25 protein-coding genes and 1 pseudogene are annotated in these 25,990 nt (G+C 46.4%); 11 read left to right on the plus strand and 15 right to left on the minus strand.

Annotation, left to right across the window (positions count from 1 at the left end; genetic code table 11):
* Positions 1-562 precede the first annotated feature (562 nt).
* The gene (locus OVA33_RS02705) at positions 563-925 is read right to left on the minus strand and encodes a transcriptional activator HxlR (protein ID WP_007409352.1); all 363 of its coding nucleotides are present in this window, start codon (positions 923-925) and stop codon (positions 563-565) included.
* A gap of 231 nt (positions 926-1,156) precedes the next feature.
* Between OVA33_RS02705 and hxlA the strand changes: the two genes are divergently transcribed.
* From hxlA to comJ, 4 genes are all read left to right on the plus strand, one after another.
* Positions 1,157-1,792 (plus strand): 3-hexulose-6-phosphate synthase, encoded by a 636-nt coding sequence (gene hxlA, locus OVA33_RS02710; RefSeq protein WP_015239130.1) that lies wholly within the window; start codon positions 1,157-1,159, stop codon positions 1,790-1,792.
* Positions 1,789-2,346, plus strand: coding sequence for a 6-phospho-3-hexuloisomerase (hxlB, locus tag OVA33_RS02715; RefSeq protein WP_025650327.1), 558 nt, complete (start codon positions 1,789-1,791; stop codon positions 2,344-2,346). Before hxlA ends, hxlB begins: the two co-directional genes overlap by 4 nt.
* Positions 2,347-2,676: 330 nt before the next feature.
* On the plus strand, positions 2,677-3,114 hold the full coding sequence (locus tag OVA33_RS02720) for a NucA/NucB deoxyribonuclease domain-containing protein (protein ID WP_003156588.1): 438 nt from the start codon (positions 2,677-2,679) through the stop codon (positions 3,112-3,114).
* Between the two features lie 20 nt (positions 3,115-3,134).
* Positions 3,135-3,533, plus strand: coding sequence for a competence protein ComJ (comJ, locus tag OVA33_RS02725; protein WP_007609299.1), 399 nt, complete (start codon positions 3,135-3,137; stop codon positions 3,531-3,533).
* Positions 3,534-3,573: 40 nt separating this feature from the next.
* On the opposite strand, the gene OVA33_RS02730 is transcribed toward comJ, so the two are convergent.
* The 5 genes from OVA33_RS02730 to OVA33_RS02750 all read right to left on the minus strand — a co-directional run bounded on the left by OVA33_RS02730 (position 3,574) and on the right by OVA33_RS02750 (position 8,361).
* Positions 3,574-5,010, minus strand: coding sequence for a glycoside hydrolase family 1 protein (locus OVA33_RS02730; protein WP_104843069.1), 1,437 nt, complete (start codon positions 5,008-5,010; stop codon positions 3,574-3,576).
* A gap of 103 nt (positions 5,011-5,113) precedes the next feature.
* Positions 5,114-5,392 carry a YckD family protein gene (locus OVA33_RS02735; RefSeq protein ID WP_263612330.1) on the minus strand — a complete coding sequence of 93 codons (279 nt, stop codon included), beginning with the start codon at positions 5,390-5,392 and terminating at the stop codon, positions 5,114-5,116.
* Positions 5,393-5,508: 116 nt separating this feature from the next.
* Positions 5,509-5,943 (minus strand): RDD family protein, encoded by a 435-nt coding sequence (locus OVA33_RS02740; protein ID WP_014416871.1) that lies wholly within the window; start codon positions 5,941-5,943, stop codon positions 5,509-5,511.
* A gap of 14 nt (positions 5,944-5,957) precedes the next feature.
* On the minus strand, positions 5,958-7,094 hold the full coding sequence (locus OVA33_RS02745; RefSeq protein ID WP_007609290.1) for a zinc-dependent alcohol dehydrogenase: 1,137 nt from the start codon (positions 7,092-7,094) through the stop codon (positions 5,958-5,960).
* Between the two features lie 64 nt (positions 7,095-7,158).
* Positions 7,159-8,361, minus strand: coding sequence for a GTP-binding protein (locus OVA33_RS02750; RefSeq protein WP_014416870.1), 1,203 nt, complete (start codon positions 8,359-8,361; stop codon positions 7,159-7,161).
* Positions 8,362-8,508: 147 nt separating this feature from the next.
* Between OVA33_RS02750 and OVA33_RS02755 the strand changes: the two are divergent.
* From OVA33_RS02755 to cobA, 4 genes and pseudogenes are all read left to right on the plus strand, one after another.
* Positions 8,509-8,637, plus strand: a pseudogene (locus tag OVA33_RS02755) (hypothetical protein); the annotation flags it as partial.
* Between the two features lie 120 nt (positions 8,638-8,757).
* Positions 8,758-11,175, plus strand: a complete 2,418-nt coding sequence (nasD, locus tag OVA33_RS02760; RefSeq protein WP_063636908.1) for an NADPH-nitrite reductase — start codon at positions 8,758-8,760, stop codon at positions 11,173-11,175.
* Positions 11,176-11,195: 20 nt separating this feature from the next.
* Positions 11,196-11,516 (plus strand): nitrite reductase small subunit NirD, encoded by a 321-nt coding sequence (nirD, locus tag OVA33_RS02765; protein WP_017419375.1) that lies wholly within the window; start codon positions 11,196-11,198, stop codon positions 11,514-11,516.
* Between the two features lie 66 nt (positions 11,517-11,582).
* Entirely contained in the window at positions 11,583-13,022 is a 1,440-nt protein-coding gene (cobA, locus tag OVA33_RS02770; RefSeq protein ID WP_017419374.1) for a uroporphyrinogen-III C-methyltransferase, read from the plus strand.
* A 53-nt stretch (positions 13,023-13,075) separates the two neighbouring features.
* Here cobA and OVA33_RS02775 read toward each other — a convergent pair whose 3' ends face one another.
* From OVA33_RS02775 to OVA33_RS02815, 9 genes are all read right to left on the minus strand, one after another.
* Positions 13,076-14,086, minus strand: a complete 1,011-nt coding sequence (locus OVA33_RS02775; protein ID WP_017419373.1) for an NAD(P)/FAD-dependent oxidoreductase — start codon at positions 14,084-14,086, stop codon at positions 13,076-13,078.
* A 198-nt stretch (positions 14,087-14,284) separates the two neighbouring features.
* Positions 14,285-15,520, minus strand: a complete 1,236-nt coding sequence (locus OVA33_RS02780) for a proline utilization transcriptional regulator PutR (protein WP_003156600.1) — start codon at positions 15,518-15,520, stop codon at positions 14,285-14,287.
* Between the two features lie 156 nt (positions 15,521-15,676).
* Positions 15,677-17,131, minus strand: coding sequence for a sodium/proline symporter PutP (gene putP / locus OVA33_RS02785; RefSeq protein WP_017419372.1), 1,455 nt, complete (start codon positions 17,129-17,131; stop codon positions 15,677-15,679).
* Positions 17,132-17,222: 91 nt separating this feature from the next.
* The gene (gene pruA / locus OVA33_RS02790; RefSeq protein WP_003156602.1) at positions 17,223-18,770 is read right to left on the minus strand and encodes an L-glutamate gamma-semialdehyde dehydrogenase; all 1,548 of its coding nucleotides are present in this window, start codon (positions 18,768-18,770) and stop codon (positions 17,223-17,225) included.
* 17 nt (positions 18,771-18,787) lie between these two features.
* Positions 18,788-19,699, minus strand: a complete 912-nt coding sequence (locus OVA33_RS02795; RefSeq protein ID WP_087920787.1) for a proline dehydrogenase family protein — start codon at positions 19,697-19,699, stop codon at positions 18,788-18,790.
* Between the two features lie 187 nt (positions 19,700-19,886).
* Positions 19,887-20,672: a nucleotidyltransferase domain-containing protein gene (locus OVA33_RS02800; RefSeq protein WP_063636909.1), complete on the minus strand. Its 786-nt coding sequence runs from the start codon at positions 20,670-20,672 to the stop codon at positions 19,887-19,889.
* 65 nt (positions 20,673-20,737) lie between these two features.
* Positions 20,738-21,694 carry a cephalosporin C deacetylase gene (gene cah / locus OVA33_RS02805; RefSeq protein ID WP_025284201.1) on the minus strand — a complete coding sequence of 319 codons (957 nt, stop codon included), beginning with the start codon at positions 21,692-21,694 and terminating at the stop codon, positions 20,738-20,740.
* A 140-nt stretch (positions 21,695-21,834) separates the two neighbouring features.
* Positions 21,835-22,395 (minus strand): shikimate kinase, encoded by a 561-nt coding sequence (locus OVA33_RS02810; protein ID WP_003156609.1) that lies wholly within the window; start codon positions 22,393-22,395, stop codon positions 21,835-21,837.
* 125 nt (positions 22,396-22,520) lie between these two features.
* Positions 22,521-23,831 (minus strand): MFS transporter, encoded by a 1,311-nt coding sequence (locus OVA33_RS02815; protein ID WP_017419369.1) that lies wholly within the window; start codon positions 23,829-23,831, stop codon positions 22,521-22,523.
* Between the two features lie 217 nt (positions 23,832-24,048).
* Here OVA33_RS02815 and OVA33_RS02820 point away from each other — a divergent pair, with 217 nt between their 5' ends.
* The 3 genes from OVA33_RS02820 (at position 24,049) to OVA33_RS02830 (ending at position 25,948) form a co-directional block, all read left to right on the plus strand.
* A complete protein-coding gene (locus OVA33_RS02820) occupies positions 24,049-24,837 on the plus strand; it encodes a sugar phosphate isomerase/epimerase family protein (RefSeq protein WP_017419368.1) in 789 nt (262 codons plus the stop codon).
* 53 nt (positions 24,838-24,890) lie between these two features.
* Positions 24,891-25,484 (plus strand): tunicamycin resistance ATP-binding TmrB, encoded by a 594-nt coding sequence (gene tmrB / locus OVA33_RS02825; RefSeq protein WP_063636910.1) that lies wholly within the window; start codon positions 24,891-24,893, stop codon positions 25,482-25,484.
* A gap of 179 nt (positions 25,485-25,663) precedes the next feature.
* Positions 25,664-25,948, plus strand: coding sequence for an antimicrobial peptide LCI (locus OVA33_RS02830; RefSeq protein ID WP_017419366.1), 285 nt, complete (start codon positions 25,664-25,666; stop codon positions 25,946-25,948).
* Positions 25,949-25,990 lie beyond the last annotated feature (42 nt).

The following is a 25,990-nucleotide window of genomic DNA, read 5'->3' on the forward strand; positions in this document are numbered from 1 at the left end:
AGTTGTCAATTCTCCCTTAGAAACAGCCTCCCTCTATGTCCCTAACTCATTCTCAAGCCAAAAGAACCACTTACCTCCAAAAACGATCCCGATTCAATCACCGCCGAAATCCGTCATCCGTTCACCCGCGCAGTCCGAAATGCGGCATCAAATTTATGAGAAATCAAGACAAAAAGCCATTGATTGTAAGCACGAAAGGTTTACCTATTTCTGCATGTATTTCTATATATCTACTTACGTTCACTTTATATGAAAATATTGTTTTTATCACCGAAAAATGGGTGAAAAGTTTCATGCGGCACACCGAAAAAAATCCGACGAATCCAGAGGGTATTTTGCGGCATCCCGCAATTTATTTTCAAAAATATTATTTACGTAAAATTAAAAATCTTTAAACTATAATGAAAATCTGTCGAATATCCAGTTATGGCAGAATGAAAAAAATTTACGTACGTAAGCTGACCCGGAAAAAACAGCGCAAGAACCGAAACAGACGGCCCGAATGTTCGCAATATGATTTCATTAAACCGCAAAAAAAGCACTCTATTTTACATAGAGCACTTCAAAAAGATTCCTTTATTGCAGTTTTATCAATGTTGATTAATTCCATATAATCTTTTCCCCACTTATACATAGCGTCCAGAATCGGCATAAGGCTTTCTCCTTGCGCCGTTAAAGAATACTCCACTTTCGGAGGGACGACAGGGTAAACTTCCCTGTGAACGATCAGATCCTGCTCCAGCTCCCTGAGCTGATTCACAAGAATTTTGTGCGTAATATCCGGAATTAAAGCTTTCAGCTCATTAAACCGCTTCGTCCCTTCTTTTCCCAAGTGCCACATAATCAGCATTTTCCACTTCCCGCCTATCACGGCAAGCGTCAATTCCTTTTCGCAATTAAACGTTTTCTCATCCATTCGGCTCACGGACAATTCTCCTTCCTCTTACTTTTTGTACGGTCATTATCTATTCATACACGCTTACTTTTTCACACAACTTTCGTCAGTTTATACTACCACGCAGTTTTGCTGAAACAAAGCGCATTGCCTGCGGGGACAGTATCCTCAAAGTAACTATTAGACTTCAAAGTGCGTACTTCTCAACATGCGGGGCACTCTATAGAATGGAAATACATGAAAAAGAGGAGTGGATATAAAGTGGAATTACAGCTGGCATTAGACTTAGTAAATATCCCGGAAGCAATTGAACTTGTGAAAGAGGTCGAACCATATATAGATGTTGTAGAAATCGGCACTCCCGTTGTCATTAATGAAGGACTGAAAGCCGTGCAGGAAATGAAAACAGCCTTTCCTCACTTGAAAGTGCTTGCCGATCTTAAAATCATGGATGCAGGCGGTTACGAGATTATGAAAGCGGCAGAAGCGGGAGCCGACATCATCACCGTTTTAGGGGCGACAGACGACTCAACGATCAAAGGGGCGGTTGCCGAAGCAAAAAAACAGCAGAAAAAAATCCTCGTCGACATGATTAACGTAAAAAACCTTGAAACACGGGCAAAAGAAATTGACCAACTCGGTGTTGATTATATTTGTGTTCACACAGGTTATGATCTTCAAGCAGAAGGAAAAAATTCATTCGAGGAACTGACGGCGATTAAAAAAGCGGTCAAGAGCGCTAAAACCGCAATTGCCGGAGGCATTAAACTTGATACGCTTCCTGAAGCCATCAAACAAAACCCAGATTTAATCATTGTCGGCGGAGGCATTACGGGAGCTGACAATAAAGCGGATGCTGCTGCTAAAATGAAACAGCTGATCACACAAGGATCATGAAAACGACTGAATACTTACATGAAATACTAAATGAAATATCCCGCACCGCAGCATTAATAGCCGACAGTGAAGCTGACAAGCTTGCGGATCAGATTTTATCGGCAGATCAAATCTTCACGTCCGGAGCGGGACGTTCCGGCTTTATGGCTAAAGCGTTCGCCATGAGGATGATGCACATCGGCCTGAACGCTTACATCGTCGGTGAGACGCTTACCCCTCCCCTCCAAGAAGGCGGTCTCGTCATCATCGGCTCAGGCTCAGGCGAAACAAAAAGTCTGCTTCATACGGCTGAAAAAGCCAAAAGCCTTAACGGCATCATCACTGCATTAACGATTAACCCCGATTCAAGTCTCGGCAAACTTGCTGATCTTACGATAACGATTCCCGGCTCTCCTAAGGAAGAGACCGGCGGAGACAGAAAGACGATTCAGCCGATGGGTTCTTTATTCGAACAAACTCTTCTGCTGTTTTACGATGCGGTTATTCTAAAAATCATGGAGATAAAAGAACTGAATTCAGCAGACATGTTTACAAAGCATGCGAATCTGGAATGATTTGCTGACGGCCTTCTTATCAGATGGCCGTCTTTTTATCGTCCTGTTTCGCACGACACTCGCAGACGAAGATACCTCGCCGGTGAGCTTATCGCTATAATAAGTCAATTGACGATACACCCGCAACCATTCATTTCTGAATAGGGAAACGGCAAAAAACACTTTCTGATCGAATTTTTAATGAATAAAGTTGATTTGTGCGGATGGTTTTACAGATATTCAGCTGAATTGCGGCTGAGAAATATATTTTAACAGCTTTACAGCCGGCCGATTCTGCTTTATTCTTGGACCAGCTTAACAGCAATTTATAACTGGAGGTGATTGATACTCTTGAAAACATTAAAAGCACTGCTGCTTGTTCTTATCATCATTGCCGGAGCAGTCGCGGCCCTGATCAAGGGTGATCTTTTCTCCGATAACGAGCAGACCGTTCAGAAGAGTGATTACGACAAAGTAATCCTATTTCCGTCCGATCGATATCCGGAAACAGCAAAGCATATTAAGGACGCGATAAAAGAAGGACATTCCAGCATATGCACCATTGACAGAGACGGAGTACATAAGCGGCGTGAGCAATCTCTTAAACATGTGCCTGTCAAAACGGGATACGATAGGGATGAATGGCCGATGGCGGTTTGTAAACAGGGCGGAAATAATGCCTCCGTAGAATATATTTCTCCGGCAGACAACCGCGGAGCCGGCTCTTGGGTCGGACACCAGCTTACCAATGATCCCGACGGAACGAGAGTATTATTTAAAATCAAGTAAAAAACAGGAGGAACAGCGCATTGATTAAATCATGGAAACCGCAAGAACTGGCCATTTCTTATCATCAATTTACAATCTTCCAAAAAGATTCAGAACCGCCTGTTATCGATTGGACCGATGAAGCCATTGAAAAAGGATATGCGGAAGCTGACGGAGCTGTTTCATTTGAAGCAAGGAGAAATACGAGGGCATTTATCGTCCTCAGGCTTAACACAAGTGAACCGGTACCATCCTATGAGAAAAAAGCGACTGTTCCCTTTGAGGCTGTAAAAGATGGAATTGAGATTGAAAGCGTGATGTCAAAGCGGCTTTTCTTTCATATTCCGAAAGGCCGATACAGCCTTACCTGTTATTCAGTGCCTGCCGAAATATCCGATCTTCATGCGGATACGTATATTATTGATGCAGCCGCAATGTAAAAGAAATCCCTGAGAGAATCATATTTCTCTCAGGGAACTTTTATAAACTTTTACCGTTTGTTTCAATTACATTCTGATACCAATAAAAACTTTTTTTCCTGATCCGTTTCAAATCTTTTTCATCTTCTTCATCTCGATTGATATAGACAAAACCGTAGCGTTTTTGATAGCCGTTCAGCCAGCTTAACAGATCCGTGAATGACCAGCTGCAGTAGCCGATGAGATGAACTCCATCACTAATGGCCTCTCTGCACTGTTCAAGATGGGAGCGTAAATAGTCAATTCTGTAGTCATCCTGAATTGAGCCGTCTTCTTCTATTTTATCGAATTCCCCCAGCCCGTTTTCTGTTATAAAAACCGGCAGCTCATAGCGGCTCGTTATACGCCGAAGGCCGATGCGCAGACCTATCGGGTCAATCGTCCAATCCCAATTACTCGTCACGAGGTTAGGATTCTTTTTCGTTTTAAACAGCCCCGGTATACCGGTATCCTGGTTTGTCCCTTTCTGACCAGTCGTGTTCATTTTCCCCTCCGATACACCATCAAGAGGATTTCTTTCGTACGTAATCGTCTGATAATAATTAACACCGATAAAATCCGGCTTGCCTTTCGCAAGCAATTCCATATCCCCGGCTTCAATGGCGGGCGCCCAGCTCTTTTCCTTTAAATAATTGAAAGGAATTTGCGGATAAGTCCCCCGGCAATACATATCAAGCCACCAATGGTTCATAAATTCCTCTGCGTTTTCAAATGCAGTTATGTCTTCAGGGTGACTTGTAAGCGGATAAGCCGGTGAATAAGCGAAGCTCGGGCCGATCAAACCGTCAGGAACATATTGTCTGAAGGATTCAATCGCTTTGGCATTAGCTAAAAATGCGATATGATTCGCTGCATAAAATCGTTTTCTGTCCTTTACGCCGGGCGGATGTGCAGCTGTTATAAACCCGTTATGAAAATTATAATTCTGCTCATTTAACGTGACCCAGTATTTCACCTTGCCGGCAAATCTTTTGTATAACGCAATGCAGTAATCATTAAAATCATCAATAATTTTTCTTGATTCAAAGCCGCCGTATTCATCCATCAGCGCCTGAGGCAAGTCCCAATGATAAAGAGTCAGCACCGGCTCAATATCGTTAGAAATCAATTCATCGATCAGGTCTTCGTAAAATGCGATCCCTGATTCGTTAATTTCCCCTCTGCCATTCGGAAAAATTCTCGGCCAGCTGACAGAAAATCGGTAAGCTTTCAAACCCATTTCTGCCATCAAGGCGATATCTTCTTTATAGCGCTCATAATGGCCGACTGCTGTATCGCCATTTGAGCCTTTAAACGTTTTACCCGGTATTTTCGTGAATAAGTCCCATACTGAAGGTCCTTTACCGTCTTTATTCCAGGCTCCTTCAACCTGATAGGCAGCCGAGGCTGACCCCCATAGAAATGTATCAGGGAACAGGCCCTGTTTTTTATGTATCATGTGTTTCATCCTCCTGATGCGTATGATATTGATATCATACGTTATGAAACGCGTTTCAGAGCAATCCCGATAAAAACAAAAAAGCATCCGGCTTGCCGGATGCTTAAGAATGATGATGCCGCTTTTCCAATTTATGAGGCGGAGGCTTCGGGACAAACCCATTTTGTTTCATCATGTTAAAGCGCCTGTCCATATGCTGTTTAATATGTTCTGCTTTTTCTTTCGGCAGGACCCCGTACTCAACATATTTGGATATGACATGTTTTCGTTTTTCGAGCACTTCTTTTTCAAGTGATTCAATTTCTTTTTTCTGCTGTTCCGTGAGTGACATTGTTGAAGGCATTTTTGTTCCGGCGGCGTGTGCCGGCATTGTGAAAACCATTGCTGTAATGAAAAACGCAGCTAAAGACAATGCAGCTTTTTTCATGACTCTTTCCTCCTTTAACGTTTGTTATATGTTGCTCCCCCATCCATTTTTTATGCAAAAAAAGAGCGAAATTATTCGCTCTTTTCAATCGATTCGTCCGGCAGCGCGTATGTGACATACGTTCCTGCTACAAAATCGTGGATTGACCGTCTGTCTTCTCTCATTCCGACCATGAATGCGCTCACGATCACACCGATTCCAAACGTCACGCCATATATCAGGCCGCCCACAAGCACTCTCAAAATCATAGTGAGAAAGCCTACCTGAGTTCCGTCTTTTTTGACGATGCGGATACCGCAGATCTTTTTGCCGATAACATAACCGTTCCAGTATACAGGGAGCAAAATACCATAAAGAGTCAAAATAATGCTGATCATTGCGCTCTCATTCGGATCTTTTCCTGTTGCCAGCATAAAAATAATCGCCAAAGGCACTGAAGTAATTAAATAGTCGAGTACCACGGCTCCCAATCTGATCCAAAATCCCGCCGGTCTGTAAATATTCATCGTGTTTCTCCTCGCTATGGCTTCAAAATCACTTTAATGTTGCCATCTTCTTTTTTGTCAAATATATCATATGCAGCAGGAGCTTCCGCAAGACTCATTTTGTGTGTAATGATATCCGTCGGATCAATTTCATTTTGTTCGATCATTTGATACAGCATCGGCATCAGATGAATAACGGGTGCCTGGCCCATTTTTAAAGAAACGTTGCGTGTGAAAAAATCGCCGAGCGGAAAGCCGTCCGCTTCAGAAATGTATGCGCCCGTGAGCTGCACGGTTCCGAACTTCTTAACGGCTTCTGATGCTGTAAGAATCGGACTGATCGTTCCGAACTGATTCGGTTTTTGCTCTGTTTTTTCTTTTGAAAGCGGCGTGCCGTCCATTCCGACACAATCAATCACTACATCCGCGCCCCCTGACGTTTGTTCATGCAGCAGTTTCCCGATCTCATCATGTTCTGAAAAATTGAAGGTCTCTGCTCCGTTTATGCGTCTCGCATGTTCAAGGCGGTGCGGGACTTGATCAACTGCGATAACCCGTTTAGCTCCTTTTTTCCACGCGAATTTTTGCGCCATTAAGCCGATCGGGCCTGATCCCAGAATAACGACTGTATCCCCTTTTTTCACTCCGCTGTGCTGGACGCTCCAAAAGGCGGTCGGCATGACATCTGACAGAAGCAGCACCTGCTCATCTTCAAGCTCACTGTCTGCCGGAACCAGAAAAGAAGAGAAATCAGCATAAGGAACACGTAAATATTCAGCCTGCCCGCCGGGATAATTACCGTTAAACTCCGAGAAACCGAATAAGCCGCCGGCATCTGTATGAGGGTTTGGATTTGATTCATCACACTGGCTTTCCATCTGGTGCTTGCAATAATGACATTCTCCGCAGCCGATGTTAAAAGGAATCACGACCCGGTCGCCTTTTTTCAGCTTTTTGACTTGACTGCCCGTTTCTTCAACGATTCCCATCGGCTCATGCCCGACGATATAACCCGGATCGGCGGGTATTCCGTTTTTATATAAATGAAGGTCTGAACCGCATATCCCGGTTGCGGTGATTCGAACGATGACATCTCTCTCATCTTGAATGGCGGGTGCCGGGACTTCTTTCACTTCCATATGTTCTTTTCCTTGGTATGTCAGTGCTTTCACACTTGGTCAGCTCCTTTTTCATCACTCCTTCCCTTTTCACCTGCTTCTAAACTTGGCCGGTATGTTATTCGGCCCGCTGAATATCCCATTGAAAAGGATCTTCAAGCTGCGACCAATCGGAATCGAACTCAGACGGCGTGAGCAGGCACTGATCCAATTCCTTTGTAATGGCTGCTTCATCTAAATCTGTTCCGATAAACACCAGGTTCGTATGACGGTCTCCGAATTGGTCGTCCCAATCTTCCAGAATCTCCGGTTCCTGCTGTTTGATCTGCTCCTGCTCAAGTTTCGGCATTGCCGCCACCCAATAAGAAACAGGCTCAATCGAAACCGCCGGACCCGCCTGAGACATCAGCAGCGCAAGGCTGTTGCGGGTTGCGCACCAAGCAATTCCTTTTGCGCGCACAATGTTGTCAGGGATTGATTGATGCAGCCAGCTGTCAAAACGAGCGGTATGAAACGGCAGACGCCGCGAGTACACAAACGAAGTGATGCCGTACTCTTCCGTTTCCGGAGTGTGCGCTTCATGACCTGCCGTCAGTTCCTTTATCCATCCTGCTGATGAACTCGCTTCCTCAAACTCAAATAAACCGGTATTCAATATGTATTCGGCGGGCACTTCTCCGCGGACGGACCGGATCAGTCTGGCACGGGGCTGTAATGCGCGAAGGACCGTTTCCAGCTGTTCAAGCTCTTTTTCGCCCACCATGTCGCATTTATTTAAAATGAGCACATCACAAAACTCGATTTGGTCAATTAATAAATCGGCAATCACCCGTTCATCCTCTTCTCCCGCCGCTTCCTTCCGGTCAAGAAGGCTGTCACCGGACTGGAAATCATGCCAGAAGCGGTTTGCATCCACCACGGTCACCATTGTGTCCAGCCTGCAGAATGTTGTCAGATCAATGCCCATTTCTTCATCTATATAAGAAAATGTCTGGGCAACGGGAATCGGTTCGCTGATCCCTGTTGATTCAATCACAATATAATCAAATCTGCCGTCTTTCGCGAGTTTCTCAACTTCGACTAATAGATCCTCACGCAGCGTGCAGCAGATACAGCCGTTGGATAATTCTACGAGTTTCTCATCCGTCCTTGACAAGCCGCCTCCCTGCTTCACCAATCCCGCGTCTATATTTACTTCGCTCATGTCATTGACGATGACGGCAATTTTTAAACCGTTGCGGTTTTGTAAAATATGATTCAAAACGGTCGTCTTTCCGGCACCAAGATAGCCGCTCAATACTGTAACCGGAATTTTTTTCATATAAATAGCCTCCTGACAAAATAGAATGATTACGATTTATATCCCGCACCTGCCCCTTTTTCATCATGATGTACATTGTTATAAATCGTAACCGTTACTATTTATTTTGATATATTCTCCGTTTAAAATCAAGTAAAAGTCAGACATCATACATTGTTTGTCCCCATCCATTGGTCTGACACGCAAAACGTCAACGATTTAATTGGTGAAGCCTTCGATCCGGACTGTAAAATGCCCGGTTTTAAGATGTGCGCGGTACGAATCAGCCCTATATAATTTTTCATAAAATTTTTAGATTTTTTAGTATTTTTTGTTACATTTCATAACATGCATCTTAAATATTTGTTTTTGCTGTGCTACGCTAAAAAAAAACAAAGATAAGGAGCGGATCATCTGATGGGAAAAAAACAGCTAGTCCTTGTTGGAAATGGAATGGCCGGGGTAAGAGCGATTGAAGAAATACTGCGTGTTTCAAAAGACGAATTTGAGATTACAATATTCGGGGCCGAACCTCATCCCAACTATAACCGAATCCTTCTGTCAAAAGTGCTGCAAGGCGATACCGACATTCAAGACATTACGTTAAACGATTGGAACTGGTACAAAGAAAACAACATTCAGCTGTATACCGGTGAAACAGTCATCAAAGTCGACACGGAAAACAAAACCCTCATCACCGATGCAGACAGAATCCAGCCTTACGATGAACTCATCCTGGCGACAGGCTCTGTCCCTTTTATCCTTCCGATTCCGGGCGCAGACAAACAAGGCGTCACGGCATTCCGGGACATAAAAGATACAGACACGATGCTCGCCGCGTCAAAACAATATAAAAAAGCAGCCGTCATCGGCGGAGGACTGCTGGGTTTGGAAGCCGCACGCGGACTGCTGAATCTCGGAATGGACGTGTCTGTCATCCACCTCGCCCCATTCCTGATGGAGCGCCAGCTTGACGCAGCGGCGGGACGCCTGCTGCAAAACGAATTAGAAAAACAAGGCATGACCTTTTTCCTTGAAAAGCAAACCGAAGAAATTCTCGGTACTGACCGTGTCGAAGGGATACGCTTCAAAGACGGCACAAGCATCGAAGCTGATCTGGTCGTCATGGCGGTCGGCATCCGCCCGAATACACAGCTTGGCACAGAAAGCGGCATTCCGGTAAACCGCGGAATCATTGTCAACGACTATATGCAGACTGACATTCCGCACATTTACGCGGTCGGTGAATGTGCCGAGCACCGCGGAATCGCATACGGTCTTGTGGCGCCGCTCTATGAACAGGCGAAAGTGCTCGCAAAGCATATTTGCGGCATTGAAACAAAACCGTATGAAGGCTCCGTTCTCTCCACTCAATTAAAGGTATCAGGCGTCGAAGTCTTCTCTGCCGGTGACTTTAACGAATCAGAGGACAAAAAAGCGATTAAAGTGTTCGATGAGCAGGACGGCATTTATAAAAAAATCGTCCTGAGGGGCAATCAAATTGTCGGCGCTGTTTTGTTCGGCGACAGCAGCGAGGGCAGCCGCCTGTTTTCAATGATTCAAAAAGAAGCCGATATCTCCGAAACTTCCAAGATATCAATCTTACAGCCTCTTGACCAGGAAGCAGGCGCAAGCATGACCGCGGCGATGAGCGACGATGAAATCATCTGCGGCTGCAACGGTGTATCAAAAGGCGCGATTATTCAAGCCATTCAGGAAAAAGGCTGCACATCAACGGACGAAATCAAAGCATGCACCGGGGCATCCCGTTCCTGCGGAGGCTGTAAACCGCTCGTGGAAGACATTCTTCAATATACACTGGGCTCAGAATTTGACGCGTCCGCGCAAAAAGAAGCGATTTGCGGCTGCACCTCACTGTCGAGAGATGAAGTCGTAGAAGAAATCAGAGCCAAAGGGCTGTCCCATACAAGAGAAATCATGAACGTGCTCGGCTGGAAAACGCCGGAGGGCTGCTCCAAATGCCGTCCTGCCCTCAACTACTACTTAGGCATGATTAATCCGGCTACATACGAGGATGACAGAACATCCCGTTTTGTGAACGAACGGATGCACGCCAATATTCAAAAAGACGGAACATACTCAGTCGTGCCCCGTATGTACGGCGGCGTGACCAACTCTCAGGATCTCCGCAAGATCGCCGATGTCGTCGACAAATATGAGATCCCGCTCGTTAAAATGACCGGCGGCCAGCGAATTGATCTCATCGGCGTGAAAAAAGAAGATCTGCCGAAAGTATGGGCCGAGCTTGATATGCCGTCAGGCTACGCGTACGGAAAAACACTCCGCACGGTAAAAACGTGCGTAGGCGAACAATTCTGCCGCTTCGGCACACAAGACTCCATGGCACTGGGTATTGCGCTTGAGAAAAAATTCGAAGGGCTCAATACGCCTCATAAGGTTAAAATGGCCGTGTCCGCCTGCCCTCGGAACTGTGCGGAATCAGGCATTAAGGACCTTGGCGTTGTCGGCATCGACGGGGGCTGGGAGCTTTATGTCGGCGGAAACGGCGGAACCCATTTGCGCGCCGGTGATTTGCTGATGAAAGTAAAAACGAATGAAGAAGTCTTAGAATACGCGGGTGCTTACCTTCAGTACTACAGAGAAACGGCAAACTATCTGGAGCGGACATCCGCATGGCTTGAGCGCGTCGGTTTATCTCATGTCCAATCCGTATTAAACGATCCGGAAAAACGGCAGGAGCTCAACGATCGAATGAATGAGACACTCTCTGTCCACAAAGATCCGTGGCAATACTTCCTTAAAGATAAAAAAGCATCTAAAGATCTATTCGAAAATGTCGTCACGACTTCATAAAACAGTAAGGGGGAACGGACATGGTTAATAAAGATATGACAAAGGTTTGCATAGGCAATGTAAACGAATTACCCGAGGAGTTAGGAAAAACCGTATATATAGAAGATAAAGAGCTTGCCGTATTTAAGCTTTCTGACGGGAACGTCCGCGCCGTCGAAAACCGCTGTCCCCATAAAGGAGGCGTCCTGGCTGAAGGCATCGTCAGCGGAGAATACGTCTTCTGCCCGATGCATGACTGGAAAATCTCCTTAGGAGACGGAAAAGTCCAAGAGCCGGACCATGGCTGTGTCAAAACATACGAAACACTGATCGAAGGAGAGAATGTATACCTCCTGTATTGATCAAAGACCGGATCACTTTTTCAAGTGGTCCTTCATTTTTTAAATTGCTGAAGGGATGACGCCATCATGAAAAACGGAATCGTATATTTTGTCGGTGCCGGACCAGGAGACCCGGGGCTGATCACCGTAAAAGGAAAACAGGCTCTGGAGAAAGCGGATATCATTTTGTATGACCGGCTCGCAAACCCAAAGTTTCTAGAATACGCCTCACCGGACTGCCGGTTCATTTATTGCGGAAAGCTGCCCGACCGCCATTTTATGAAACAGTCTGAGATAAATGCCCTGCTGATAGAAAAAGCGGCGGAGGGCTGCACCGTCGTCCGCTTGAAAGGCGGAGACCCAAGTGTGTTCGGCAGGGTCGGCGAAGAAGCAGAGGCGCTTCATCAGCATGGCATCCGCTACGAAATGGTGCCCGGCATCACCTCGGGAATTGCAGCGCCGCTATATGCGGGAGTCCCCGTTACCCATCGTGATTTCGCTTCGTCCTTCGCGATGATCACCGCTCATGATACATCATTGCAAGGCAGGCCGAATCTCGACTGGGAAGGGCTTGCCCGAAGCGTTCAAACGCTTGTGTTTTACATGGGCGTTAAAAATCTGTCATTTATATGCCGGAAGCTTATGGAGTACGGAAAATCCCCCTCCGTTCCCGTACTCGTCATTCAATGGGGGACGTGGGGACGGCAGCGGAGCGTTAAAGGAACGCTTCAGGATATCCATGAAAAAGTTCAAAGCCAAAACATCACCAACCCTGCCATTATCATCATTGGTGATATTGTCAATTTTCAAACACACAGCTGGTTTGAAAGCAAACCGTTCATCGGGCGGCATATCATGGTGGTCACTCATGGCGATGATGAACATACACTGACAGACAAGCTGCGCGAGTATGGCGCCGATGTTATTGAATGGCCGAAGCGGATCGTTAAAAAAATGCCCGCAAACGAAAACATCCTGAAACAGATCAGCACCTTTGAACAACTATTTTTCACATCACGCCTTGCGGTATGCGAATTCTTTGACACACTGGCATTCAAGCAGATCGACATCCGCCGGGTGACCGCAAGCCTGAATGCAGCGACCGAAGCTGCAAAGACGGAACTGACAAAACGGGGCTTTCTCCTATCCGAATGGCAAAATGATTCTCCGCACTCGCTCATTGTAGGAAGCCGTCAAGCAGCAGAAAACTTGTCAGACTCAAAATCATGCCCGTTTTATATCACCCATGAACATATCGCGGATGAGCGGTTCACTTCCATGATCGAACGCACGATCAGTGAGTCTCCTCTGCAAATGATTATCTGTACGGGCAAAGAATCCGCTCAGCATTTGATCAGCGCCGGAAAACAAATCGGCATATCACCGAATCCGTCAGGAAACCGCCCTCCCGTCATCTGCATGGGCGAAGACGTCCCCGCCGGCTGCGGGTTTACCGCCGTGAAAAATCAGGAACAGTTATTTGCGTTTATACGAAATGAAATGAAAGACATGCTCGTTCACAGCTGATACGCCGGAATGCTTTTCTGACCCCCGGGCCCAGCATCGGGGTCAGCCCTTTTTTATTGTGTCACCAATTTTTTATGATGAGTCGAATACATCGCCATCTGATCCGCCTGCGGGTCCAAATAGGCTTTGGCGCTGTTCACTGCGGTCGGGCCCTCCGTGAAACCGCCGGCAATCAGTCTGAGCTTGCTTTCATAATGGGCGGCGTCACCGGCGACAAACACGCCCGGAAGATTCGTGCGCATATGTCTGTCAGCTTTAATCCTGCCTTCTTCTATCTCAAGCCCCCAGTCCTTCATCGGGCCGAGATCAATTTTAAACCCGTGGTTGATAATGAGCTCATCAAGCTTGATGACTTCAGAAAGTCCGGACTCAGTTTGGCAAACGGTGACGCTCTCGATCCGTTCCCCTGTGCCGTTGAGAAGCTTCAGACGATACGGCGCAAGCACCCGCACGGAAGACCGCTTCATTTTCGCCACGCTGCTTTCCAAACCGCCGAACTCCTCCCTGCGGTGCAAGACGGTAACAGACGCCGCAATCGGTTCCAGCTCATTCGCCCAGTCAACCGCGGTATCTCCTCCTCCAGAAATCACGACATGCTTATCTCGAAACGCATCAAGCTTCTCCACCTTATAATGAAGGTTCTTTCCCGAATAACGGCTCGCATCCGCGCTGTCAAGTTCATTGACCTCAAGCGTCCCCATGCCGACGGCCAAAATCACCGTGCGTGTATAGTGCTTTTCCCCTTCGGAACTTTCCAGCACAATGGTTCCGTCCTCCAGCCGTTCAAATCCGGTCACCCGCTGATTCAACACGATATCCGGCTCAAATGTCGCCGCCTGCTCCTTCAGCTGCTTAATCAGCTGTTCTCCGGCAATCCCGGGTATTCCGCCGATATCACGGATGATTTTTTCAGGGAAAAACATAGACACTTTCCCTCCGAGCCGCGGCAAAAACTCGATCACTTTCGTTTTCAGCTCACGCATCCCGCAATAAAAAGCCGCAAACAGGCCGATCGGGCCTCCGCCTATAATCGTGACGTCGTACACCTCATGATTTTCCGCCATCGTTCTGCCTCCCGTTTATATCTATACTTCATAAATTTTTAATTGAGAATCAATATCAATGAAAGTATAACACATATTGAGGAGCAGTGTTTATTCATTTCTCATCTTGCGGGAAAGGAGTGATTCAGAAGTGAGGTTCTGAGATTGATAAGCGGGAAGGTATTAAAACTGAAACCAGTACGGCGACTGGTTTCTTTTTTATCTCTTTTTCATCAGCATGATATCGAGATACAGCTGGCACCTTGTCCTGAAGTCGTTTAAATTAATTGATGTCATGTCAAGAATCTGTTTGATGCGGTAGTTCAATGTGTTTTGATGAATAAAAAGCTGTTCTGCGGCTGGTTTTGTTTTGCAGTTATTGAGGAGATAGATTTCTAACGTTTTCAGCAGTTCGGTGCTGCTTTCTCTGTCTTTGGCTTTTAATAACGCTAAATCATCGTTTACATATTCCAGTGAGGCGTTTTTTTCTTCGATGCTTTCAAGATAGCGGTAAATCCCGAGCTTACTGTATTCGTACGGGATATTTTCCTGGTTTCCGGTAATTTCGGCGGCCTTTATGACTTCAAGGGCTTCTATATAACTTTTGCCGAGCTTCAGGATGCTGCTGTATTCATTGCCGATTCCGATATAGATGGGAGTGGGGATCTTCTGAAAGTGAAAATGAGTCAGCAGTTTGTGGATGAATTCAGATGCTGCCGAAGTGCCGGAGCTTTTTTGCGAGAAGCTTGCGACGACGATGACAATATTGGAATCAATGGTTAAGACGTGACTGACTTTATCCCGCAAATTCAAGTACGATTTGATATTTTCCTTTACATCTTCGACTGCCTCCCCATCCCCATTTGCGGCATGCAGGACGACTACTGAAAAAACCGACGGCAGCACGGCGTTCATCTTTTCCGCTTCCCGCCTGAACTCCTTTTCAGAGGAGAATTGCTGAAAGATCGCCCGTTTCACCAGGTCTTCCGCTCTCTCTTCCTTTTCCTGTTTCAGCCGGTTCGTTTTATAGATGATTTTTCCGACATGGAATGAAGTTTCATATAAAAAATCGAGCTCCTCGTCCGTCAAGTTTCGGTCGAGCTCCTGAATCCAGATGTAGCCCATCACTTCCCCTTTATGTTTTGCGCTTACAACCACTCTCTGATTCAGTCCGATACTGTCTATTTTTTCGACACGGAACGGTTCAGGAACGGTTTTCAGCTTTTCGATCACCCCGTCCTTCAGAAACCTTTCAAAAATCTGCACGGGGCATTTTTTTGAGAATATCGTCTGCTGGTTGGCGGAGTCGAAGTGATTAATGTAATAAGAATTATAGGCAAGCAAAAAGAAATCCGCGCTTTCCAGAATAACGGGCTTCTGCAATTCATAACTGATAAAATCAATTAATTTATCAATGTCCGTAAATGAAAAAACTCTCTCTAAAAGCTCTTCCATACCTATTTCTCCTATGCTCTTTTTATCTTTATCATACTCTGCGGGGTGACTTTTTGTATAGAAAAAAATTCATATACTCCAAAACGGAATGATCCGAAAGCCTGTATCGTGAAAAGAGGAAAAAGGGCGGTCCCTTCTTCCTCTCGTTCCTTGCTTTTATTGAGAAAGTGTATCACGGTAGTCATGAAACTGATCTGTGACATCTTTTGACGGAGCCTGTGTCAATAAGCTGACGACAAATACAGCGGCAAGGCTTACAGCAAAGCCCGGAATGATTTCGTACAAAAAGTCTGAAAGACCGGCATTCGCCCAAATGATTACGGTAATCGCTCCCGCAATCATGCCGGCGAGTGCCCCCCATTTCGTCATCCGTTTCCAAAATAAACTGAGCAGTACGACCGGCCCGAATGAAGCGCCGAATCCCGCCCATGCATAGCTGACAAGACCAAGTATCGTGTTGTTTTTCTCCCAGGCGAGCACCAGAGCGACGATTGACACCGCAAGCACTGCCATTCTCCCCAGAAATACGAGTTCCTTATCAGAAGCTGAACGCCTGAACATGGACTTATACAAGTCCTCCACTAAAGAACTGGACGTAACGAGCAGCTGAGACGAAATCGTACTCATAATGGCCGCTAAAATCGCAGAAATGAGAAATCCCGTAATAATCGGGTGGAACAGAATGTTGCCGAGCTGAATAAAAATGGTTTCCGGATCATCCAGCTTCAACCCGCGCTGGTGGTAATACGCGATTCCCGCAAGACCCGTAAACAGCGCGCCGAGTGCAGACAAAATCATCCATCCCATTCCGATCCGTCTGGCGCGTTTGATCTCTTTCACAGATGTGATCGCCATAAAGCGCACAATAATATGCGGCTGCCCGAAATAGCCGAGCCCCCACGCAAATAAAGAAATAATGCCAAGGACGGTGGTCCCTTTGAACATATTAAACAGTTCCGGGTTGACGGAACGGATATCGGCAACGGTTTCTCCCGGGCCGCCCGTATGGAAAATCGTCACAATCGGCACGAGAATAAGCGCCGCAAACATAATGATCCCTTGGACAAAGTCCGTCCAGCTTACCGCCAAAAAGCCCCCGAACAAGGTGTAGGCGACAACGACGCCTGTCACGACCCACAGTCCCGTGTGGTAATTCAACCCTAAAATGCTGTTGAATAAGACGCCTCCGGATACCATGCCGGATGATACGTAAAATGTGAAAAAGACGAGAATGACAAGACCCGAAAACAGTCTGAGAAGCTTCGTATGATCACCGAAACGATTTTCAAGGAAACCCGGAATGGTGATGGAATTCCCCGCTTTTTCAGTATACGTTCTCAGCCTCGGCGCCACGAAAAGCCAGTTCGCCCATGCCCCGAGCACAAGCCCGATCACAATCCAAGCGCCGCTTAATCCTGTCGAGAACATGGCGCCCGGAAGCCCCATCAAGAGCCATCCGCTCATATCCGCCGCTCCCGCGCTGAGCGCTGTGACGGCAGGGCCTAAAGAACGCCCCCCGAGCATGTAATCCGTCAGATTTGACGTCCGTCTGTAGGCGAAATAACCGATAAACAGCATGCCCGCCATATAAATACAAATGGAAATAATCAACTGAATGTTTGCTATGGCATTTCCTCCTCCGCTTTATATGTTTATGGTGAAATGGACACCCCCCGCGAGGAGGATGCCCATTCAGTCCCTCTTAAAACATTTCACTGATTGTTTTCGCCTGCATGTGAAGGGCCAAATAATCCGGGCCGCCCGCTTTTGAATCAGTGCCGGACATTTTGAAGCCTCCGAACGGATGGTAGCCGACAATCGCTCCCGTACAATTGCGGTTGAAGTACAGGTTGCCGACATGGAATTCCTGTTTCGCCCGTTCAATATGTTTGCGGTTGTTTGTAATGACCGCGCCTGTCAGACCATATTCAGTATTATTTGCCACTTCTAAAGCTTCATCAAAGTTTGACACTTTAGAAAATGCAACGACAGGCCCGAAAATTTCTTCCTGCATGAGTCTGGCTTTCGGATCAAGGTCAGCGAAGATCGTCGGCTTAATAAAGTAGCCTTTTGAATCATCTCCGGTGCCGCCGCTTACTAAACGGCCTTCTTCTTTTCCGATTTCAATGTAGCTCATGATCTTGTCGTAAGAACCTTGGTCGATGACAGGTCCCATATACACGTCAGCGCTGTCAGGGCTTGCCGTCACTTTTGATTCAGTGATTTCGATGACGCGCTCTAATACTTGATCATACACTTTTTCATGGACAACTGCACGTGAACCTGCAGAACATTTTTGTCCCGCGAAGCCGAATGCTGATGTAAAGATGGATTGAGCCGCCAATTCAATGTCCGCATCTTCATCAACGACAACCGTATCTTTACCGCCCATTTCTGCAATGACGCGTTTCAGATGCTGCTGTCCCGGCTGCACTTTCGCCGCGCGTTCGAAAATTCTCGTACCGACTTCACGTGATCCCGTAAACGTAATGATGCTTGTTTTCGGGTGATCGACGAGGTAGTCTCCCACTTCCGCTCCGCTTCCCGGCACAAAGTTGACAACGCCCTTCGGAAGACCTGATTCCTCAAGCACTTCTACGAATTTCGCCGCGATGACCGGTGTCGCGCTTGCCGGTTTAAGAACGACCGTGTTGCCCGTTACGATCGGTGCCACCGTCGTTCCCGCCATAATCGCAAAGAGGAAGTTCCATGGCGGAATGACGACCGTTACGCCGGTCGGTGTGTAGACATATTGGTTCTTCTCGCCTTCGCGGCTGTTGACCGGCTTGCCTTTTGCCAATTCAACCATCTGGCGCGCGTAGTATTCCATAAAGTCGATGGCTTCCGCCGTATCCGCATCAGCTTCGTTCCAAGGTTTTCCCGCTTCCTTGACGAGCAGGGCGGAGAATTCGTGCTTTCTGCGGCGGACTTTGGCAGCTGCGCGGAACAAAACGGCCGCTCTTTCTTCAGGGGAGGTGTATCTCCACTCTTCGAACGCTTTCGCAGCTGCTTCAATCGCTTGCTCAGCGTGCTCCTGGGACGCCTTTGACACTTTTCCGACGACTTCTTCTTTATCAGCCGGATTGATTGAAACGATTTTCGCTTCCGTCTCTACCTTTTCACCGTTGATGACGAGCGGATAATCTTTTCCCAGATACTCATTTACCGTCGCAAGCGCTTTCTTAAATTCTTCAACGTTCGATTGATCTTGGAAATTTGTGAATGGTTCGTGTTTATAAGGTGTAGTCATTGTCATCTCTCCCTTTTTTACTTCTTAGTCATCCCTTTAAAGGCGAATGCGATGTTTGAGGGGCGTTCGGCGAGCCGTCTCATGAAATAGCCGTACCAGTCATCCCCGTAAGGCAGGTAGACTCTCATGCGGTATCCTTCTTCCACCAAGCTGAGCTGGGTTTGCGAGCGCATGCCGTACAGCATCTGAAACTCAAAACGGTCGTTTGGAATGCCGTGCTCTTTGGCAAGCTGTTTTGTAAACTCGATCATTTTGTCATCATGCGTGGCAACTGCCGTATAATGTCCTTTTAAAAGCTGTTTGCGGATGAGTCTTTTATAATTTTCATCGACGTCGCTTTTTTCAGGATAGGCCACCTTTTCCGATTCTTTATAGGCCCCTTTGACAAGCCGCAGAAACGGATTCAGCGGGCTGAGGTCATCAAGATCCTTCTCCGTTCTGTACAGATAAGCCTGCACCACGGTGCTTACATATTCATACCGGCTCCGGAAGTCTTTAAAGATATCCAGCGTTTTCTGGCATCTCGTTTCATCTTCCATGTCAATCGTCACCATGACTTTATGTTTTTCAGCCGTCTGGAGGATTTTCGTCATATTTTCATAGACGAGATCGAGATCTATATCAAGACCTAAAGACGTCATTTTTAATGACACTTGGGAATTCAGCTGTTCATCAGCGATTAAGGCGATGGTCTGCATGCACTCCTCGGTGCGTTCTTTCGCGACATCACCGCTGTTGACAAATTCCCCCAAATGATCGACAGTAACTGACAGCCCTTGGCTGTTCAAATGTCGGATTGTCGGGATAGAACTGCGGAAATCCATTCCTCCGATGATTTTGCCGGCTGCCACCCGGCTTCCCCAGCTTCGCGCCATCTTATTGAGAAAGCTGCTCTTGGATAAAAATAAGAAAAAATCTCTTGTAATCACTTCCAACCTTAACACCCCGCAATCTAAGAAGTATTTGTATGAGTCTATTGTAAATGGACAAAACATCCTCTCACAATATTCTAAAAATACAAAGATTCTGATAAATTTTTGTGGTTTTACCACAATCAGCTTCTTAGATAGCAGGCGGATTATGCCGAAAAAAGGCGGACGGAAATGACGGCAATCGTCAATTTCCGCCTTTTTCCCCCCACGCCTCTTCGACGGTCTGAATCAATAGCCGATTCAGTTCCTCCGTTATGTCAGGTTTCGGCGTTTTGATGGTTTTGACATAGTGCCCGATGCGTTCTATTTCTTCTTCTATAAACGCATGAATCATCGTATTTCTCGGTTCCGGAGCCAGCTCCTGACCGCTTTTTTTCCTTGTAAGCAGTATATTGATTTCAGAAATGAGCGCTTCATCCGTCAATAAGGCATCGGCCAGTACGGGAAATGACATCGGCGGTACGGAGCCGAACGTTTCAATCCATCTGCAGGCAAGGAGAGGACGCAGAACATAAAAATACTTTTTAATCTTCACTTCACTGCCCTGCAATTCCGTTTTTTCATTCCGTTTTGCCATATTGAGATAATGATAAATGCCGGCTTCAGGCGAAAAGGCGCGGATTTTCAGTTTTCGAAGCTTTTCAGCCGCTGAGAAAGCTTCATAATAGATCATCTCAGAAGAGAGCCATTCCAAAAGAGGCGGATTTGATTTTTTAAAAAGCCGCAGCGCTTTTCTCAGTTCCCAGCCGCTGATGTCAAGCATGTCATGAATCGGCTCTTCTATGACATCCCTATGCGGTTCGATCGAAAAGTACCATTCTTTTTTCGGCACATAGAGAAACCGCACATCGTAGTCGCTGTCGCTTGACGGAAATCCCCATGCGCGGCTCCCTGATTCTACGGCGTAAAGCACCTTGACGCCGTGCTGTGCTTCAATTCGTTTTAATTCTTCGATGATCCTTTGTTCCATCTGTATCCGTCCTTTTCCGTGATCATTCCTGAAAAAAGCCCAAGTACTTGGGCTTTTCGCTGTTGTCAGCCTTTCAGATGCGCTTTCAGAAAGGCCAGCTTTTCCGTATGGAAAGAAGGTATGTATTCATGTCCGAAATATCGGTACACCTTCAATTCTTTTTCCGTTTCCAGATGATTGTAAGCGGCAAACACCGTCGACGGCGGGGTCACGCGGTCAATCAGCCCGATGGACATGAGCACCGGAACTTTTACGCGGTCCGCCAGATTCATGATATCAAAATAGGCCAGTGTATTCATCGCGGCCTTCTCCGTCTCAGGGCTGCCGTTCTTTCTGAAAAAGGAGTTAATCTCAAGATACGGCTCATCAAGAGCGACATCAATGGCCCGCTCAAAATTGCTTAAATAAGGATAATCGGCCGCAACCGCTCTCGGAATGTCAGATAGTGCCGCCGCGGCGATTGAAAGTCCGCCTCCCTGGCTCCCCCCGATGACGGCGATTCTCGTCTCATCCACTTCATCAAAGCCGCTGATGACTTCCAAAGCCCGGACGGCGTCTAAGTACACGCCGCGGTAATAATATGTATCTTTATCTAAAATCCCTTTCGTCATCCAGCCGGGAACGTGTCCGTGCGGTGAGACGCTTGTATCTGTGCTGCTGTGCTGACCGCGGACAAGCATGCCGAACGCGGCATATCCGTGAAGCGCCCAATTTACGATGTCATGTATATCCCCGTCATAGCTCGCGTTGTAGCCGTGATATTTCACGATGGCCGGATGCGGTCCTTGCCGGTCGGGAACGGCGTACCATCCCTCAATTTCCGCCTTGCCGAAGCTCCGGTATGTCAGCCGGAATACTTTCACGCCGTCAGCCGGGTAGCTTTCAGCCGTCAATTCAGGCTTTGCCTCTTCCTTTGCAAGCTCATGTAATGATGATGCCCAAAAATCCGAAAAGTCATGAGGAGCGGTTTTATTTGGTTTATAGGTTTGCAGTTGGTCGAGCGGCAAGTCGTATAATTGCATATCCGATTATTCTCCTTTGTTTTATAAGATTTAATTTTCTGACTCTATCTTAACACGATTTTACACTCATTTTCTAAACATTTTAATAAACGTTTGTTTAAAAACAAAAAAGCCGTGCGCTCACAGCGTCACGGCTCTTTTTACATCGGCTGATACAGGTCCCAGCCGATTTTTAACGTTTCTACGATATAATCGGCTATTTCTTCTGGTTCCAGATTATCCGTCGCCACTTTTGAATTATGTTTATCATAGATGCTTTGGCGCTCGTTAAAGAGCTGCTGCATTTCATCCATGGAACGGTTATGCAGAACGGGACGGCTTTCAATCAGCAGATCAGCCCGCTGCTTCCAATTCTCCCATGATAAATCAAGATGGAGCACGAGACAGTTTTCAAGGCAGCACTGTCTGATTTCCTCTTGTTTAAACGAACCGCCCCCAAGCGACACGATCTTGAATTTCGTATTGCGGCAAATATCTAATATATAATCCTTTTCGGTCTGACGGAAAAAGGCTTCACCTTTTTTCTCAAACATTTCAGGGATGGACATATTGAAATCTTTCTCAATCTGCAGATCAATATCAATGAAGTCTCTGTATAATTTCTTAGCGACCAGCTGGCCGATTGTTGTCTTTCCGACACCCATGAATCCGATCAGTACGATATTTCTTTCTCTTACGGGAATGGCACGTTTTGCGTTCATCTTCGGCGAAATCCTCCTAAGAAATGAAAAAGTTATGTTTATTATATGATAACTCAATATTGAAATATAGAGATAATGCAATGAAAGAAAACCCATCCTTTATAAGAAGAGATGAGTTTTTCTTTCTATCGGAGCCTAATGCGTTCCACCTTTCCGACAATGAAAATATAAGAAAATGCCCCGATAAATGCGACAGCGCCGACAAACAGAATCGCTCCGTTATATGAACCGGTCGCAGAAACGATAAACCCGATGATAAGCGGGGTGATAATACCGGCCATATTGGCGAAAAAGTTAAACACGCCTCCTGCCAATCCGATTGTTTCGCTTGGCGCGACCTCACTCAGCATCGTCCAGGATATATTGGACATGCCCTGCGCAAAAGAAGCAATGGATAAGATCGTCAAAACCGCGGGAGCAGAATCCGTAACATTCGCAAGCACGATGGAGCCTGTCAGCAGAAGACCGAGGATGACGGGCGTTTTCCGGGCAACGTTCACCGACACCCCCCGTTTCATCATGCCGTCAGACCAAAATCCGCCGAACAATACGCCGAAAAAAGCGGCGATATACGGGATTGATGCGGCAAAGCCGACTTTTAAGAAAGCCATGTGCTTTGCCTCCGCCAGATAAGTCGGAAACCATGTCAAAAAGAAGAACAGCGTGGAGGCTACGGCGAATTGGCCGATATACAATCCGACAAGCTTGCGGTATTTTAGAAGCTGGACGAAATCCGCCCACGATATCCTGCCGGCTGAATCAGACACCTCAGTCAGTCCGCCGCCTTCTTTAATATAATCAAGCTCCTCACGATTCACTTTCCGATACCCGTTCGGCTCGTGATACATTTTAAACCAGAAAATGGAGAAAACAATTCCGAGCACCCCTGAGGAAATAAATACGGCGCGCCAGTCAAATGCCGTTAACACCCAGAATAAAACCGGTGTGGCAAACGCCAGCCCGACATATTCCCCCGCCGTATAAACACCCGTCGCAAAGGCGCGTTCCCGCCTTGGAAACCATGTCGTGACAATCCGGTTGTTTGCCGGAAACGCCGGCGATTCAGCTATGCCGATGAGCAGGCGGCAGCCGAATAGAAACCCGAAACTTGTCGCAAAAGCTTGTACTCCGGTAAAAACCGACCACACAAATAAAGAAATTCCGTATGTCCGTTTTGACCCGAATTTATCCAAAATGAGCCCGCCTGGAATCTGCATCCCCGTATAGGTCCAGCTGAACGCAGAAAAAACGATGCCCAAAAGCGCGGGGCTTAGGTTCAGCGAATGTTGAATGGATGGGCCGACAATAGATACACTGGCTCGGTCTATATAATTAATCGCAGTGATAAAAAACAAAAGAACCAATATCACATAACGAGCGCGAGTCGGTTTATTACGGACGGGACTGAAGGCCCTCAGCTCCGTTTCTTTTTTCAATGGCTTCTCCCCCCTTACTCGAATGAAATTAATTGTACAACACTTCGGTTAATTATTTAATACTTTGACGCAAAAAAGCGCTAAACAATTTGTGTGCCGCACTGAACTGATGCAGACACACCCCGCTTATAAAAGTGTCTGCCCTTTTCACCTGTTTATCCGTATCGCACCCGGGGAAAAAGTACACATATGATAGACAGTTACGGGAGGATTACCGATGAAACTGAGTTTTTGCACGACAGGATTTAAAAAAAAGCATATTTTCGACATCATTTCTTTCTCGAAGGAGCACTCCTTTGACGGAATCGAACTGTGGTACGGACACGCTAAACAATATATAGAGGAAATCGGCCCGCTCGACAGGCTTGATCAGCAGCTTCAGGAGGAAGGCATCGGGGTGCCTGCCGTCAGTTTGTACACTGACTTCGCCACTCAGGATGAAAAGCAGGCGTTAAAGGATGTTCAAAGGGCATTAAGCGCGGCACGACAGCTGCACAGTCCCTTGATCAGAGTCTTTGCCGGCAATCTTCCTTCGCATCGGACGTCACCGGAAAAGTGGCAGCGTGCGGTTGATCAATTTCAGCAGGCGGCACGGCTCGCAGATGACTATGAAGTCGATATCGGGCTTGAGATTCATTACGATACGTACGCGGATACACCGGAGGCGGCGCTGGCATTTTTGGAGGATGTCGGACATCCGCGGGTCCGCACCATTTTTGACGGCTCCAACCTACACGTCAATCACGTTGACCAAATGCCCGCTTTAGAAAAACTGTATCATACCGTCAGCCACATTCATCTGAAAAACTATCACTGGAATTTTGACAACTGGTATCTCAGCAAGCCAACTCCGATTTTTCAAGGAGATCTCGATCAAAAAGCATTTTTAAAAGAGCTGATGAACAGACAATATGACGGTTTTGTTTCTCTTGAGTATTTTGGAGAACATGCCTTTACGCATATAAAGGAATCGCTCCGCGAATATACGTCTGTTTTTTCCCGCTGACTCTTCGATCGAAGGGTCTTTTTTGTATCATATAGAAAAAGGGGGATATCATGATGATCATTTGGATAAATGGGGCTTTCGGTTCCGGAAAAACACAAACAGCGTTTGAGCTGCACAGAAGACTGAAACCGTCTTACGTATATGATCCTGAAAAGATGGGGTTTGCGATGCGTTCGATGATACCGCCGGATATCGCTGAAGATGACTTTCAAAGCTACCCTCTGTGGCGGGAATTCAATTACAGCATGCTTTCCTATTTGTCATATACATATCAGGGCATCATCATTGTGCCCATGACCATTACGAACGATCAATACTTCCATGACATGATCAGCAGGCTGAGACAGGATGGCCGGACCATTCACCACTTTACCCTGCTGGCTTCAAAGGAAACATTGCTGAAACGCCTGCGCACCAGAGCGGAAGGAAAAAACTCCTGGGCCGCAAAACAAATCGACCGCTGCATCAACAGCCTGTCTCATAGCCTCTTCACAGAACATCTCCATACAGACCAAATGTCTATTCAGCAGGTCGCAGAAACGATCGCTGCCCAAGCAAATCTGCCTCTTGAGCCTGATTCGAGAGGCAGCCTTCGAAGATTCACCGACAGATTGATGGTGAAGCTGAATCATATCCGCATCAAATAAAAAAACGTTTTGAAAACATGTCCCTGACCCATGCAAATGGATCAATAAATAAAAAGTCCCTCTGAAGGGATGTTTTTTCAAATAAAGAAAAAAATTTCAGAAACATAGAAAGTATTTTATGGATAATCGTCTAATTATTAACACTGTAATACATTTCATTTGAAAAGGGAGTGTTCGAAATGAAATTCAAAAAAGTGTTAACCGGTTCTGCGCTGTCTCTTGCCTTACTGATGTCTGCCGCTCCTGCCTTTGCCGCATCACCAACAGCATCTTCATCCGTGGAAAATAGCCCAATCTCAACGAAAGCAGATGTTGGCATTAATGCCATCAAGCTCGTTCAAAGCCCTGACGGCAATTTCGCTGCTTCTTTCGTTTTAAACGGAACAACGTGGATTTTCAAAAGTAAAACTTATGACAGCGGCAGAGGGATTTGGATAGGGGTTTATGAAAGTGTAGATAAATAAAAACGATAACAAAAACCTCCCTTTCAAAAGGGAGGTTTTTTC

The organism is Bacillus sp. KICET-1 (genome assembly GCF_027721405.1).
Lineage (GTDB): Bacteria > Bacillota > Bacilli > Bacillales > Bacillaceae > Bacillus > Bacillus velezensis.